A 16275-nucleotide genomic window follows, 5' to 3' on the forward strand; every position below is an offset into this window, starting at 1 on the left:
AAAACGTGGACTTAGCAATTGATCTTTCCAGCTTCTCGTTCGTATCGTTCCACAGCTTTCGGATTTCCGAGGAGAATTCTTCGTATGGTGTTAAAGACACTTGGCTGTTTTTCTTTATCTACTGTTTTAAGGACACCAACAAGAACGTTAACTACATCGACATGGTATTCTGGTGCAATCTTATCGATGTTCCCAAAGACATTCAATATAATGACGGTAGTGTATTCATTCACCTGCGCCAGTTTTGTGAGTATTTCCTGAAGATATGTTCTTCCCTCTTTCGTTAACAAAGATCTTTTTTTATTGAGCGCAAACCTTCCATACAGTGCTCGTTGGTCATTGGATTGTTCAATACGAAATGCTTTGGCACATTCAACTTCGCGAATCAATGCAAGAGCTTGTTTACTGTCATTGCCACCAACAACCGTTAAAAATAACTCCCAGCTTACCAGATGTTGCTTTGCTTCTTCCTGATATTCTCTGAGGATCTGCACATTGTCAGGAGCAGCACTATTCATGTACAAGCGAAAGGCAACAAGTTTATCAGTAGCAGCACGAGCAGATAAGAATTGCTCTTTTATGAGTTGCTGGATAGGGGGAGTGTCATGAGCTGCAAGAAGAGTAAGGATACTGTTTTTCACCTGCCTGGCTTTTAGAGCACTGATCTGTTGTTGAAATTCATGAGCCTGTGGAAACGATAAGGTCGTTTGGTCATGATACCTGCGGTACAACACTAACAGCTCCTTTTCGTAGCGTTCAGCAACGCTCTGCAAGATTTTCTTTTTCACATCATAGAGCTCCTGATAACGATGTGCCCATGTCTGATCCTCAACAGACTCGAAGATCGTCAGGAAATTAGGCACTTCCTGCATGAGTGTTTTATTGCACAAAAATTCGTAAATAAGGTCACGAATTTCAGCCCTTACTTTTTCGTGTGGATTTGTTAAAAGACGCATTTTTTCGCGATCAAGCAAATGATAAAAAGCCATGTAACGATTAACAATGTCAGCATCATGCTTTACCTGAGAAAAAAGTTCTTTCTCTGTTGTTTGATCAATAATTTTTCCATAGACAGAAAAATCACGATTCATAGAAACAAATGCTGGTTGTGGAACATTCGCAAAGGTAATATTTCCTTTACTGCTCTGTATCCATGTTGTCTTTTCTTCCAGAGTTTTCCCATTTTTGTCAACAAGCGCAATCTGGAGGGGGAATTCCCATACCTGTTTCACATGACTTTCTTCTTGGGTGAAAATAATGGTGTAGACACGCTTCTTTGGATCATACATCCGCGTAAGATGAAGTGTTGGAAACCCTGTTTGTTTTAACCACTGCTTTGCCATTTGCTGAAAATTCGTCCCAGAAATTTCTTCCATACATGCCAGCCATTGTGCTCGTGTGGCATTTGCATGGGCATATCGTTGATGGTATAATGCGAGTGCTTTAACGAATTTCTCTTTACCCATCAGGGTTTGGATCATCCGTACAAACTCTGGTGCCTTCACATACGTAATACCCGTAATCAGCTCATTAGGGTCATTAAAGCCATCGGGCTCAATGGGCATTGATGTTGCACCTGAATCAAGCTGAAGCGTACCGCCATCAGGAGACAGAATTTGTAAAACCGTTTGTAATCGTGAATACGCTTCACCAAACAAGAATGCATGATATTGCTTTTCAATATAGACGGTAACTGCCTCATTGAGCCAGAGCTCAAAAGGACTCCACCCAGTAACCTCAGAACCATTGAGATTATGATAGTACTCATGCACCTTTACACAAATCATATATTCGAATAAAGGATCAGTCATAAAAAGGAAGGGCATGATGCGATTCGTGCTTATGGTAGTATTACCAACATTTTCCATGCCGCCAAAATCAGAGTTCTGCATGCCGATTTCCCGGTAAACCGTTCCTGTATATTTATAACCCAAGATAAGTGATAAGGCTAATGTCTTTATTTCTCTTCTTAATTTTTTAAGTTCCTGTTCCTTTTTTGGGGAAGATTCCTTCTCTGTTAATGCATCACGCTGTTTTACCAACGAAAAGAGTTTTTTTTTCTGCTCAACTCCAGTAAAGGCTTCTGGCCCGGTAAAAATCCTTACCCAAAGAATAGCATCTGCAAGAGCATCAAGTGCCTGTTGAGCAATAGCTGGATCTGATTGTGGAGGAACAAGCAGTTCAAGCTGGAAGATGTCTCCATCAGGATCTTCAAAGGCTTTGGTAAAGGTAGCATAGGTTCCAACACCAAGGAAAAAAAGGTAGGGAGCCATCGGAGTTTTGGTATTGGCATACGTTATCATTGCTCGTCCGTTTCCCAATGATCGTTTTGTCTCAATGACATCCCCATTCGTAATCATATTGGTGTAACGTTCATCAGCAATAATCGTGGTGGTGTAGGTACATTTTGCCGTCATATCATCAATGCACGGTACGAGTCGTTGAAATCCCCACTGCTGACATTGGGTGATTTGCGTGGGAGGACATCCGGGTGGTGTTTCATCATAATAGAGACCTTCCAGAATATGTTTTGTTGGCCGACAAATGGTTTTTGTCTCGAGGATGAATGTCGTTCCAGGCTTCAGAGTCTTTGCAAAAGAGACATGAAGTTTATTTTTTGGTTCATCATATTGATAAGTTACCTGCATGTCTCTACCCGTAACTTCAAGAATTTGAAGATTCTTTGCATCCATAGCGAGTTCGCGAATAGATCGTCGTGTTTTCGCAGTAAAGAGAGAAGTAACAACCGTATGATCATCATAGACATCAAAAGTCAGATCGAGGTGAAGGACTTTAACTGTAAGCTCACCAAAATCTTGGGGATAATATTTGAATAGCCGTTTCATAACCATCAGGGAACAGGGGAATTATTTAAAGTTATAGGTAAGTGCAGCTTCATCCAACAATTCGCTAACGCTCAAGTTAGCAGCTTCAAAGTCCTCTCTGTTGTGTATGATCGCCGACATTCCCCGTAAGGGACATCCCCCTTGTCGGTTGGATTCAATAATGTGATGGGACTTTGACTTGAGGCTGCTAACCCTTTTTTTGGATGAAGCTGGTAAGTGCTAAAATGGTAGATATTTAACCTTAAGCGTATCAAGAAGGACTACCAATTCATAATCACCAACAAGTGCTGGAAAGGTCAACTTGAGTTCTTCGATAAATCGAAAGAGATGGTCATTCGAAGGAACCATCAGTTCGATGTCTATATCTGCTGGCAAACCAATGCCTTCCACAATATAAATAATTTACACAACTCATGTAGAATCGCTCGATCAAGAGAATCAATAATTTCAGCGATTGCTTTTGCTATTGCACCTTACCATTACTTGGCGAAAGCTGGCCAGAGGCTCTTGCAACAATAGTAGCCAGTTCTCAGCAGGGTGTTGTCAGTATCTACGATCATGAACAGCTTCCACTGCTTGCCCAGTACTACGCTTCTGCAGGATTTGCACCAACGGTTGAGGGAGGAAGTATCACCTTGTCTGGTGGCTATACCTACACCTGTCTCTCTGTTGAAGAGGTTATGGGGGTTGTTGCAAGGCAGGGATCTCAAACAAGAACTGAACACTGTGGCCTAGGCAATCTTATTTTCTGGGAAGGACAAAAAGATAATTAGTAAGAAAACGTAACCTCTTTATTTCATTTACTCGTTGGCTTTGGTAAAGCCCTAAAGCCAAAAATCTGTTCTGTTGTACCAAATGCTTGAACAACAACTCCTTCAAGACTGGTTCCATCAGGCACTCCTAAAACATTCCTCACTACCGGGTCAAGCTCGGTCCTTAATGTTAAGGTAGATGTACCACGGCTAGGAACGTTAAGATCATAAGACCTAAATTGGTCCTTGAGAACTCTCGTTGCACGAATGGTACTTGGATATAATTCTCCATGTGCTTCCTGAACAGCAGCTGCAAAGCAGTTCTCATTCATATAACCACTCTGATGCTGGTAGTGTTCCATAAAAAAAGCATCAGCAAAAATCTTTCCATCAGTGTAGATTGTTTTCCAAGTCATTGTACCGGAGAAAACAAAATCGGTTTAAATAGTTATGGGTGTCTTGGATTGAGTATTGACAATTTTTATAAAGAGATCCCTGTTCCCTCTATGAATGAAGGGGCAGGCATATTTTTTAATGATTATTTGTCTTGTTATACTGAGTGCAAGTACCAGTATGGCTGTTGAATGTTCTGTGGATTTAAAAACAGGATGTACGGTCTCTGATAGAACAATCCTCAACCCAGGGACCTACGCTCTCGAGAACATAACCTTTATTAATCCTATTTCATGGAAGAATTTTTCTGGCGATGGCCAACAAACAGAGTTTTTTCTCAACGAATTTGATGTTGAAAATATTACCAGTGTTCGTGCATGGCTTCAGACAAATAATAGCTACCGAACGCTCAACAAAGACGAATATAATATCCGTTATGAACCAAATCCATATCTTGGTACATCAGCCATAAGTGTTGAAATAATTGCAGGTATACCACGGAACAATACGCAAGTTGATCTGTGGTTCTCAAAACGTGTTGTGCTCGATTGCAATGGGGCAATCTTAACCGGAAGTGGAACGGGTGTGCGGATAAAAAATTATGCTTATCTCACCAACTGTCTCTTCCGTGGATATCAGTATGGTGCTTCTATCGAGGATGGAACGAAGATAACACTGACGCAAAATACTTTTGCTCACAACTACTATGGTATTGGTAAGATTTATCGAAGAACAGCACAACAGAATGAATATCAAGGAAATGTGTTTTTTAATAACACCTATGGTATCTTGATGAATCAATATACAGGAACAGAGTTTAGTAATAATCGGGTTTATAACAACACGTTCATCAATAACCGTCAGTATGGCATGTCAATCAGAGGGGGAATTAACGTAACGTATGTACAAAATTTTTTTGTAAATAACACGTACCAAGGTCTTGACGTTTCCAATGAGAATAGCTCGTTTCTCAACAATACAGTAAAAAATAATCCTGGATCAGGGAGTTCAGTAAGCGGAAAAAATAATCTCATCCGTGATAACTCATTCCAAAATAACGATGTAGGTTTACAGGTCTCAAGTGAAAACAGCACCATTACGATGAATGAATTCAGGGATAACAACATCGGAGCAAGCGGAGGAAGTGATAAGACGGTGTTTATTGATAATCTATTTTGGTATAACGCTGAAGCAGGAACATACATTACAGGAACTGGAGCTATAATTATACATAATGACTTCTATGGCACAGGCATGAAAATAGCCAACACCAATGTCACGTATTGTGATCAAGAAGAACCAAATGCCTTCTATGACGGCGCTATTGGACAAGACGATTGCAACTGTTTTAAGCCCTGGCATGATCAAATATATGTTTCAGTCGACACCGTATTCTGCCCAGGAAGATATAATTCCTCTCAACATACTCTTGATTCTGTTTCCCTTATCTGTAGAGGAACAATTCTTCAAGGAAACAATACCCAAGATGGTCTCATTCTCAATGATAATAGCCACGTTGAAGGATGCACCTTACAAAAGTTTGAGAATGGGATCTATGCAGAGGATACCGTCCATACGGTAATCTATAACAACACGTTGCTTGAAAATGACAATGGAGTTCAAATCTACCGCCTGTCGAGATACGGAACACCGTCATATAATAATACGCTGATACGTAACAGTTTCATCAACAATAGTAACGGATTATCATTCTCAGGCTATTCAGGAAGACGAGGCGAGCAAAATCAAATTCATAACAATACATTTTTGCGGAACCGTAATGGAATGACAAGTTATGCAAACAAAAATAATATGACGTATAATTTGTTTAGTAATAATGAGCGTGGTATTTCTATTGACGCAGGACAGAACCAAAGCATTATAGGCAATACCATCCAAAACAGTACCTACACCGGTCTCTCTCTGTGGGATAATGGAGGATACGCCGAGTATAGTGTCCTTCGTGGGAATACCTTTGCTTTTAACAACGGAGGAGTACGGATTAATGGACGTCAAAATACTATCATCAAGAACGTATTCCAATACAACAATTTCAGTGGGCTTTATCTTGACGAATATAGTAGCGAGAATGTCATTGCTGAAAATAGTTTCTATGGCTCAGATATGATTGTTACCGATACTGATAACATTTTTTGTATAACTGAAGAACCCAATCGTTTTTATAATGGAGGAAGAGGCCAAGATCAATGCCATTGTTTTAAACCATTTTTTGATGACGTTCAGCTGTCTATCAATACAACGTTTTGTGCAGGAACCTATAGTAGCGCTGGGCATGAGGTAGATGATGCCTTACTTTGTAACCAAACCGTTCTCGTAGGGAATAGATCATTAATTGGGTTATATCCCCACTCTGGTTCAATAATTGACGGTTGTACCTTAAACGGTTATGATGTTGGAATCTCAACCAAAGGAAGCAATATTCTCTTCAAAGAAAACAAGATATCTAACACCAGAAATGGTATTGAGCTCTATTATGAAGAATACTACATCCCTAATAATATTACGGTAAGAGAGAATCTCCTCACTGATAATGATAATGGGATCTATCTTCGCAGGGCAGAAAATAATACGATTAGTAATAACACTCTCGAACAGAACAATGACGGAATCGTTCTTGATTATTCCTCTCATGGCAATCTCATAAGTAATAACCGTATGACAAACAATACCTATTCAGGTATACAGATTCGAGGAGAAAGAAATAAGCTGTTTGATAATGTCATTACGCTAAGTGTTTATGGGGCATATGGGCTGTATGGAGAAAGTGTTAATAATACCTTTTCTCGAAATACCTTTCTCCTCAATGGGTATGGAATATATTTAAGCCACAGTCAGAGTAATACCATTACCTATAATGCATTCCTCAATAACACAGAACAGGGCATCTTTAGCGATGAGTATTCCTCAGAGAACATCATTGCAGTGAATGATTTTTACCAAACAGGGATGCAGATCTACAATACCTATAATAAATTCTGCTTGGGAGAGCAACCGAATTACCTGTATGGAGGAGCTGAAGGACAGGATGACTGTAACTGTTTCAAACCCATGAATAATAATACGCGAATAAACACGCGAATTGAAGGAGAAACTATCTTTTGCTCAGGAGATTATTACACTGGTGGATATATCCTTGTGTATGCGGGAAAGCTATGGTGCAATACTACTCGTCTCTTAGGAGAAAATGATGAGTTCGGAATTAAACTCGACAGTCGTACTTACCTGGAAGGGTGTTCATTACTTGGCTATGATCAAGGAATTTTTGCTGAGGGAGGTATTGTGAATAGTCAGGTTTACAATAATTACCTCAGCGACAACACCTATGGTATGTATGCAACCTACAAAAACACTGCTTATCCAACAAACATTACTCTGGGGTCTAATGTTTTTGAAGATAATACCTACGGGGTTTATTTTAATAGTGCAAAAAATTCCACAATCCTTTCTAATCTCTTTATCAATAATAATGCAGGAATCAAATTGTATTATGCACCAAATAATTTTATAGCCTATAATCTGATAGAGCATAGTACCGATGGTATATCGCTGAGTGGGAATAACAATACCCTTCGTGAGAATATTATTCGAGAGAATAGGAACGGTATTGCACTGTTTGATGACTATAATGTCATTGAGTCAAACACCATTGAGAACAATACGGGCATGGGTATTAATGATGCTGCACGTGACGGGAATACGGTCCAGTATAATATCATACGAAACAATATTCAGTATAACTATTACAATGGTCCATACAATGGGGAAAAGGATGCTCGATTCAATAATTGGGGCCTAGATACTACTGAAGCGATTGATGCAAGCATCTATGATGATGAGGAAAATAATCGCTCGGGGAAGGTGTATTTTGAACCTTGGATTGGAGACGGTCAACAAAACCCAGTGGTATTAGTTCATGGATACTGTAGCTCTCCTGATGCATGGACAGATGAAGATTTCAACTATGAAGAGAAATTACGAGATGCTGGCTATACTGTTTACATCGCGGATTATGAACCAGGTCCATGTCTGCCCTTTGTTCTTACCATGCCTGGATGTGCAAATGGTGATATTAAAAATAATGGGGAAAAACTTGGAGAGATAATCCAAGAAGTCAAGAAAGAGACAGGAGCCAGGAAGGTTGATCTCATTGCAAGCAGCATGGGTGGATTAGTCAGCAGAAGCTATATTGAAAGCAGTGTGTATGCTCAGGATGTAAATCAATTGATTATGATTGGAACACCTAATCACGGATCGACCTTGGCTGACCTTTCGGTTATTGCAAATGTTGCTCTAACTCTCGGAGGAGGATTCGATCCAACAATGTTCCATTGCATGTCCCAACTTGGCTTTGCCACGGTTCAGATGTCTGAGCTCAGCTCATACCTCTCAAAATTAAATTATGATGAACTATTCTTTAACATAAACACCTGGATGACCAAAGAGAACTTATACCCGAACATTAACTACAAAATTCTTGCTGGAACAGAATACCCAACCATGGTTGTTCTCAAAGATAAGGTACTTGGTGTGCCCTTTACCTATCCGTGGATAACTGAATTAGGAGATGGTATTGTGGCTGCCTATTCTCTCAAACTTCAAGATATTGGATGTCATGAAACAAGAGAATGGCATCTCGGCGAGCTTCACAATCAGGATATTTATGAGAATGTGTTGAGCTATCTTGAAAATCCTTACAAACCTCAGGGAGATGATTGTCGTGCTGAAGAAAGAATTACTGCATTACAACAAGAGTTGCTTTATCTTCAGTCAAGCCCAACAGAAAAAGGTTTACTCTCTGGTGGTGAGGTAAACACCTACACTATAACCATTGATTCGATGAGTTACAATACTACTTTTATGGTGATCTGGCAAGATCTTATCAATAATCTTAGCATAACCATCATTGATCCTGAAGATCGTTTAGTCAATGATACAACCTCTAACATAACAAAGTTGACCTTCCCTGGCTTTTTTATTCTCCGTATTCAGGGAAACAGCACACCAGGAAACTGGACAGTGCAAATACATAATCCAAATCAAGAAGAGATTTCCTATACCCTTGATACCTCTTTTATGACCCCTCTTTATTTTACCTTACAACCCTTTGGACAAGGAACAACACTACAACCGTACGATAATCTTACGATCCTTGGTTATGCGAAAATAGGACAACAGAAGATTTTATCTTCTACTATTAACGTCAATATAACCCACCCTGACAGGCAGGAAAGCACCCAAATCCAGCTCTACGATGATGGATTACACAATGATCTTCAAGCTGCTGATGGATATTTCGGCAATTCCTTTAATCAAACTGAAGTAAATGGAGTTTATGGTGTCAAGGGGATACTGGTCACTGATTACGTAAATGAAACTATTATCCGAGAAGAGGAATTCTTTTTCAGTGTTGAAACGGTTACTGATGGAAAAATAGATTATGTCAATCTTAGCTATGAAAAAGCAAATGAAGGCATACCTGTAGTGATTGCCATGAATGTTTCTAACAGAGGGAATCAAACATTACACGACCTTACGCTCGTGGTGTATGATAATCTCCCTGACAACAACGGTACCTTGATTAGAAAAATAATTGTTGAAGATATTTTACCTTCTCAAACCCTCCAAGAAACATTGTTGTGGCAGGCAACACACGGGAATAAAACAATTACCGTAATGATAAGTCCGTTTGATGACTACATTGATACGAATGAAAGTAACAACATACTAACTGCTCCTCCTCTTTACTTCAATGGAAAACCAATTATTAAAGGGGAACAAGAGCTAATAGTTATCAAAACCTTTGGGTATAATATAACCGCATCTGCATACGATCCAGAGAATGAGTCATTGAGCTGCACACTGTTGCATAAGCCAAGTAATAAGGTATCATTTGAATGGCTATCGGGTGTTGTGGACGTGAATGGAACGTGCTGGACAGCGCTCACGACCAATACAACCTATGAAGGACAACCATACCGTGCTGGAGAGAATGTAACAATCAGTATTCGCTTCACCGACATCCATAATGCTTCTGTAACCACCAATAGCACAACCTTTGTTATTCCTACCTGCTATCCGATCAATAATTTCTTAGGAGAATGTATCCGTGGGGGCATAAGATACAAAGTCTTTAATTAACCACAGAAGATGGGGAAAAAGAGAAACTTTCGAATTTTCCCTAACTTTTTTAAATGCCAGAGTATCTCCTTGACCTATGAAAAATATACTCTTTTACAAATACATAGTTATCGATAATCCCGAGGAACTGCAGAAGGAGCAACGCGAACACTGCAGACTATGGGACCTCAAAGGTACGATCCTTATTGCCACCGAGGGAATAAATGGTTGCTTGACCGGAACAGAGGGAAATATACAGAAGTATCAAGAATGGCTACATGATGATCAACGCTTTTGTGATCTCGAATTTAAGCAAGGACTAACGAGTACGCATAATTTTGATAAACTTCTGGTTAAAGTCAGGAAAGAGATCGTAACCTCTGGACTGGCTTCTGATATTCTGCAACAGAGAGGAGAGTATATAGAACCAGAGGTATTCAACAGATTACTCGACTCTGGAGAAGAGGTTTATGTTGTTGATGCAAGAAACAACTACGAAAGCAATGTTGGTCATTTTTATAATGCTATTACACCAAATATCAATAACTTTCGAGAATGGCCTACAGCAGTAAAGCAGCTCGAGCATCTGAAAGAAAAACCTATTGTGCTCTACTGTACCGGTGGTATTCGCTGTGAGAAAGCATCTGCGTATATGAAACAGCAAGGATTCACAAATGTTCGTCACCTCCGTGGTGGTATCATCAACTATGGTCACGAAATAGGTAATAAACATTGGGATGGAAAGTGTTTTGTGTTTGACAAAAGAATGACCATTGCTCTTGGTACCTCTCAGCAAACAAAGATCATCACTTCGTGTAGCAGCTGCTCACTGCCAGCTGATACGTATTACCATTGTGCCTATACAAGATGTGATAAACGCTTTATCGCCTGTGATGACTGCATGCAAAAACTAAAGAGCTGTTGTTCACCAGCGTGTTTTCAGAGTATTTTACAGTATCCTGAACTAAAGGCGCAGTAAGAGGAATAATTGCTGAGGTTTAGATTATGCGTAATCTTTTTCGTGAGATGTATGGGAACGACCATAACCCGAAGGATGGGTGGGATTTTAGCGACTTTTATCCTCATGAAGGTGGTTCGCAATTAACTCCTGATCAGCTCCTCGCAGCTTCGTGGAATAGAATGACTGAGGGGTTACTGATAGATTTAGTTGCTGAAGCATCTGGACGAAAAGTAAGAAGAGTTACCTATCCAAACCTTATCTATGATCCAGCGAATCGACGGATAGTATTAGGTGATAGGAATATTGATCCAGTCGCTGATCTCCTTACGAATACAGGAAAGATGCAGGTCATTGAAAAACTAAGGCCTGGATCGTGGTTAGAGCGAAGAATTGATACGCTGTACCACGATCTCAGCTTATATTATCAACCTCGGGGGGTTACGGTTAATGGCCTTGAGGTTAGTGAAGTTGAACCGTGTAGGCTTTTGTGGAGTAATGGGTCGAGAAGCTACTCAGAACAAATTGGATCCTCATACTATCTGGAAGTAGACCTTAGCCCTAAAGAACGGTTTCCACGCGGATGTCTTCTTCTAACATCAGGAGACCGTATTGTCTACCAGGTCACTGCTTATTATAAAAATGATCGGAAAGTTGTTATGGCCGGTGTCTTATCTGGTCGCCAAAATAGTATTGAACATGAGATTTTACATTCTTTGACTAATTGAAGGTTATTCTGCTGGCTTACAGAGATTAAAGAGGATCTCATAACTCTTCACGACATCCTTCTGTTGGACAAAAAACAACATTTCCGGGACACAACTCATTGCTTCCATGATATTAATCTCATGAACCATTAATTCAGTCGTTAAGACTGCGACAATACCTGGCGTCATAAGTGCATCCTTGGAAAGTTGAATATTGATTTCTGCTAAGTGATCATCGACCTGGAAAATAGACTGTTTCGGGAATAACGCAAGAATCTTTTTTTTATTCTTTTCATTAATTAAGAGTTTAATGGCCTGCTCTCCCTGGATGATGAGGAAGATTTCTCCCTTGTCATAATCTATTAAAGAAAATGCCTTGGGCAAAATATCCTGAATCTGTTTTGTTTTTTCAAACCAGATTCTAACAATATTGCTGGTAATACGAATATCATCTGATTTTGCAAGCATGTGGCGTGCATTTTCAAAAGTCTTTTCAAGAGGCTGTTCTTCTCGATAACGTCGGATAGCACTAATGACGGCATCAGGCGTTGCCTCTACTCCCTTATGCTTCATCAAATAGATGGCAAGACCTTTAAGGCTGATTATGCCTTTTGCTAACGCGCTTCGTACGATAACATCTTCGTCTATCTCTTTCCAGATCTGTTGGGTTATCGATGTCATTTTTGACCTCACCTTGCCTAGATTTATAAATGTTATGCCAAGTTTAGCTATTCTGTGCCTTTTAGACTGTTATCTAGCCTGCATGATGTTATATGCTTTCAGAACTCAGACAACCATGAAATGTTCCAAGACCCCGAAAACAAATAAACATCACACAAGTCTTGGTTATCCCACGATAGGTAGCAGTAGCATGCGCTCGTCACATTCAATAGTCCAAAGCAAACAACTACTGCTCATGAGAAATACTTTTATCATTGTTTTATATAAATTTTTTGGTTTTTCGTTGTTTATGTTTATGCTAACTGGTTTAAAGAAGTTGACATCTTATGTACTGAGAGCATATGTACTGATAGCATCCATTACCTGAATGTTATTTACTGTAGCTGCAATATTTACGTCAAACCCGATGGTAAACGAAGCCATAGCTCCTCGTCTTGTGTGTGACCTCCTAAAGTAAACAATAGGTGGCCGACAAGGAAAATCTGGATATTGAGACGAAAATGCTCTTATGTCAGGAGGTTCAGGAGGGAGATGATAAGGTGCAGTACTATCCTCCGTAGAAATACAAACTAAACTGTTATTTTCTAAAAGAGGGCTGAAGTAACCATGCTTTTCAAACTGAGTCAAAGATTTAAACTCGGCTTCGATTTCTTCTTCTCTCAATTTTCCTGAAATCGTCGCAATATAAAATGGATGTGTCATCGGAGAACTCACAAATGTAGTGACGGTGCTTACACCGGTAAGTAAACTAAATTCATTACTTTTTCTTCTCCCATAAGAATCAGTAAAGTAGAACGTGTTATCAAATTCGCTTTTTGGTCCTTTACCAACGTTTCTATCGGTAACAAAATGAATATACCATTCTTCGAAAAATTGTTTTAAGAGGGCTAAAACAGGAATCGTACCCCCCAACGAACAGTCTGCAGCCCTATATACTCCCTCTGGTTTTTGATTTTTTGTTTCTCTAAGAGGTGGCACATACAATGTTCCATATCCATAGTTATTTGATTGAACAATTACGGGTATATTCCGATTAGCTCTTCTTACTCTTTCTACAAAATCCTTTGCATTATACGTGAAGTCTACATAAAGATCTACTTCTAATTGGCTAGGATCGAAGTCCTTTTCATTATACACATGAAATCCATCACCAACGATTTCTTTCAATGTTCTTTCATCTTTAGCATCACCGGCAACAAAAAAGGTAGTGCCTTGCTCAAGGAATTCTCTCTCTACTAAAAAGGTTAGATTTGTTAACGTAATATCATCCGGTCTAATTATGCCATATCTAAAACAGATTCTTCTTCTCGCTGTTGGAAATCCGTTTGAGGGCTGGCCAGCGAGATAGTGTACTTTAGATCCCATATTACCAAGACCTACAAATGCTGCACTCATTTGGTTATGTTGATCGCTATCTGGAAGATAGTCGTGTTGAGAGAGAGATGGATTATGCATAAGAGTCACCGTAGACAAGGGGTTTATAGAATAAGAATAAGCACTAACTCAGAAAGAGATTTAACTTTAGAAGAAACACCCTGATTCTTTGTTCCAGATCTTGTAGTAAAGGGGATAAACCACATATTTACGTCATGCATGAGGTATTAAATTAATCAGTTGTATTAAATCGTTGTGACAGAATTTTTTCACATGACCTAAATTATAAGAAGATTTTGCTAGGAATATGCCTCATTGTCAAATTCGTCATTATCTGGTCTTTTTGCGCAGAATATAAAATGTCTCGTGTAAACCAAAGCATATAAATAGATGGATTTTATTAAAGGTTGTATGGAGATCGTTATTGGAAAACGAAAAAATGAATTGCTTACATTACAAAGCAAAACATTACAGAAACATCTGGTAGCGCTTGGAGGAAGTGGAAGTGGAAAGACGGTTCTCCTCAAAGGAATTATTGAAGAAGCAGCCCTTCAAGGAATTCCGAGTATTGTTTTTGACCTGCAGGGAGATCTCAGTTCACTTGGGCTTAAGGCAAGTCTTGAAGAGGTTCAGAAAAATGGGCGATCTCAGGATTCATTAATACCGTTTAGTAATGTTTCAGTACGAATTTATACGCCAGGTGCAGAAATTGGACTCCCCCTTCGTATAAGCCCATTTGTCGTTCCCAAAACTCAGGAATATGATGAACAATTATTGAACGTGTCTGTTGCAAATCTCATCAATCTTTTAGGTTATACCCCCTCCTCGGAGAAGTATCAAACTGCAGCAGCTTTGTTGCGTCAGGTATTAAGTAACCAGACGAAGCATCAGACAATTACAGAACTTTCTGAGCTCATTGACCTCCTGTTAGATCAACAAGAAGCCCTTCAAGAGGAAACACTTTGTTCAGAAGCAGAAATTAAAACACTCATCAAGAAGTTAAAAACAACACTGCTCAGCCCTAGTGCTAAACTCTTAACGCATGGCATTCCCTTAAGCATTGATCTCTTTATGAACAAAAATCAGATCAGTGTTATTTATCTAAATCATCTCGTAAATGAACGGGAAAAAGACTTTTTTATAACAACGTTTGTCATGGAACTTTATCGATGGATGCTGCACCATCCCTCACAAGAGCTGCAGCTTCTCTTTTGTCTTGATGAGATTGCTCCCTACTTACCTGCAGGGATGAAACAAACCGCAGCAAAAGAAAGTTTGAAGCTTTTCTTTAAGCAAGCCAGAAAGTATGGTATTGGTTGTCTTGTTGCAACACAAAATCCAGGAGACATTGATTACAAAGCATTTGCTCAGTTCTCAACATGGTGTTTGGGAAGATTAACAACCGAGCAGGATCGAAAAAAAGTAAAAGAATCATTAGAAAGTTTTGGAACTTCTCTTGATATCAAGACTCTTGCGAGCATGCAGCAGGGACATTTTCTTCTCTTCTCTCCTGATGAAAAAATGGATATTACCGATTTCCAGACGCAATGGCTTCTCAGCCGCCATAAAACACTAACCGAAGGAGAAATAAAAGAGCTTATGCAGCCATATCAACCACTACTTCCCACAGAAAAGAAAAAGAAATTTGAGATTGATAAGGGTAGTTTCAATGTTTCTCAGCAAAAAAGTTATCGGTATGTTCAGCAAAATTTTAGCGAAGAAGAAATACATGAAACTATCGAAAAAAATAGAAAAAAGATTAGCTTGTTCCCATCAAAAAAAGAAGAAGTTGCATCGATAACAACAATGTTTTTTCCATTGCTGAAACTTCAGATTAGGGGAAAAGAAAAGAAATTGTTAGGGTTTTCCTCTGAAACAAAAGAGTTTGACATCCTTGTTGATCTTTATACTGGTGATGTCCTTCAGTATAAGAATGGATCTATGAAAAAAAAGACTGGACTGCAAGATCTCTTTACTTTACAAAAAGATGAGATACTCCTGCTTAAGAAGCTTATTTCAGGGGTAGAAGAAGAAGAAGCATTGGCAAAAATGCTTAATCTGAGTGACTATTTGCTCAAAAAAAATCTTCTTAGTCTTAAAAGAAAGGGACATATCGAGCAAATAAAAAAAGATACTTCAAAGTCACGATGGAGGGTAACTAAACGTTCTTATCTACCGCCCTCTGCTGAAAAGCTCCATACTGATCAACTGAGTTACGGCGTTTCAGAAAAAGGAAAAAAATTACCAGAAAACATTGATCAGAAGCAGGTTATTCTTGCTATTACAACATGGTTTGGTTATGCCATCGTAAACACCATGGTCGTCTATCTTCCAGTTGTGGAAATGATATTACAAGGTAAGCATAAACGGATTATCCAATTTAATGGATTCACGAAAGAGAAAATACAGTAAATCTTTCGTTCACA

10 protein-coding genes are annotated in these 16275 nt (G+C 39.2%); 5 read left to right on the top strand and 5 right to left on the bottom strand.

All coding sequences use genetic code 11. The features are described from left to right. Positions 1–11 precede the first annotated feature (11 nt). A complete protein-coding gene (locus tag HYW21_01895) occupies positions 12–2846 on the bottom strand; it encodes a M1 family metallopeptidase (GenBank protein MBI2548079.1) in 2835 nt (944 codons plus the stop codon). A 219-nt stretch (positions 2847–3065) separates the two neighbouring features. Next, complete coding sequence (locus tag HYW21_01900; protein ID MBI2548080.1) at positions 3066–3236, bottom strand: hypothetical protein; 171 nt, start codon at positions 3234–3236, stop codon at positions 3066–3068. Between the two features lie 245 nt (positions 3237–3481). Between HYW21_01900 and HYW21_01905 the strand changes: the two genes are divergently transcribed. Further along, positions 3482–3619, top strand: a complete 138-nt coding sequence (locus tag HYW21_01905; protein MBI2548081.1) for a hypothetical protein — start codon at positions 3482–3484, stop codon at positions 3617–3619. A 23-nt stretch (positions 3620–3642) separates the two neighbouring features. On the opposite strand, the gene HYW21_01910 is transcribed toward HYW21_01905, so the two are convergent. Next, positions 3643–4014: a hypothetical protein gene (locus HYW21_01910; protein MBI2548082.1), complete on the bottom strand. Its 372-nt coding sequence runs from the start codon at positions 4012–4014 to the stop codon at positions 3643–3645. Between the two features lie 94 nt (positions 4015–4108). Here HYW21_01910 and HYW21_01915 point away from each other — a divergent pair, with 94 nt between their 5' ends. From HYW21_01915 to HYW21_01925, 3 genes are all read left to right on the top strand, one after another. Beyond that, a complete protein-coding gene (locus HYW21_01915) occupies positions 4109–10150 on the top strand; it encodes a right-handed parallel beta-helix repeat-containing protein (GenBank protein ID MBI2548083.1) in 6042 nt (2013 codons plus the stop codon). A 76-nt stretch (positions 10151–10226) separates the two neighbouring features. Next, the gene (locus HYW21_01920) at positions 10227–11108 is read left to right on the top strand and encodes a rhodanese-related sulfurtransferase (GenBank protein MBI2548084.1); all 882 of its coding nucleotides are present in this window, start codon (positions 10227–10229) and stop codon (positions 11106–11108) included. Between the two features lie 26 nt (positions 11109–11134). Further along, on the top strand, positions 11135–11815 hold the full coding sequence (locus HYW21_01925) for a hypothetical protein (GenBank protein ID MBI2548085.1): 681 nt from the start codon (positions 11135–11137) through the stop codon (positions 11813–11815). A 3-nt stretch (positions 11816–11818) separates the two neighbouring features. On the opposite strand, the gene HYW21_01930 is transcribed toward HYW21_01925, so the two are convergent. Together HYW21_01930 and HYW21_01935 are read right to left on the bottom strand one after the other, a co-directional pair. Then, positions 11819–12475 carry a hypothetical protein gene (locus tag HYW21_01930; protein ID MBI2548086.1) on the bottom strand — a complete coding sequence of 219 codons (657 nt, stop codon included), beginning with the start codon at positions 12473–12475 and terminating at the stop codon, positions 11819–11821. A 324-nt stretch (positions 12476–12799) separates the two neighbouring features. After that, a complete protein-coding gene (locus tag HYW21_01935) occupies positions 12800–13930 on the bottom strand; it encodes a hypothetical protein (protein ID MBI2548087.1) in 1131 nt (376 codons plus the stop codon). A 330-nt stretch (positions 13931–14260) separates the two neighbouring features. Here HYW21_01935 and HYW21_01940 point away from each other — a divergent pair, with 330 nt between their 5' ends. Beyond that, on the top strand, positions 14261–16261 hold the full coding sequence (locus HYW21_01940) for an ATP-binding protein (protein ID MBI2548088.1): 2001 nt from the start codon (positions 14261–14263) through the stop codon (positions 16259–16261). The last annotated feature ends 14 nt before the right edge of the window (positions 16262–16275 follow it).

Source organism: Candidatus Woesearchaeota archaeon (assembly GCA_016187565.1).
Classification (GTDB): Archaea; Nanobdellota; Nanobdellia; order Woesearchaeales; family JACPJR01; genus JACPJR01.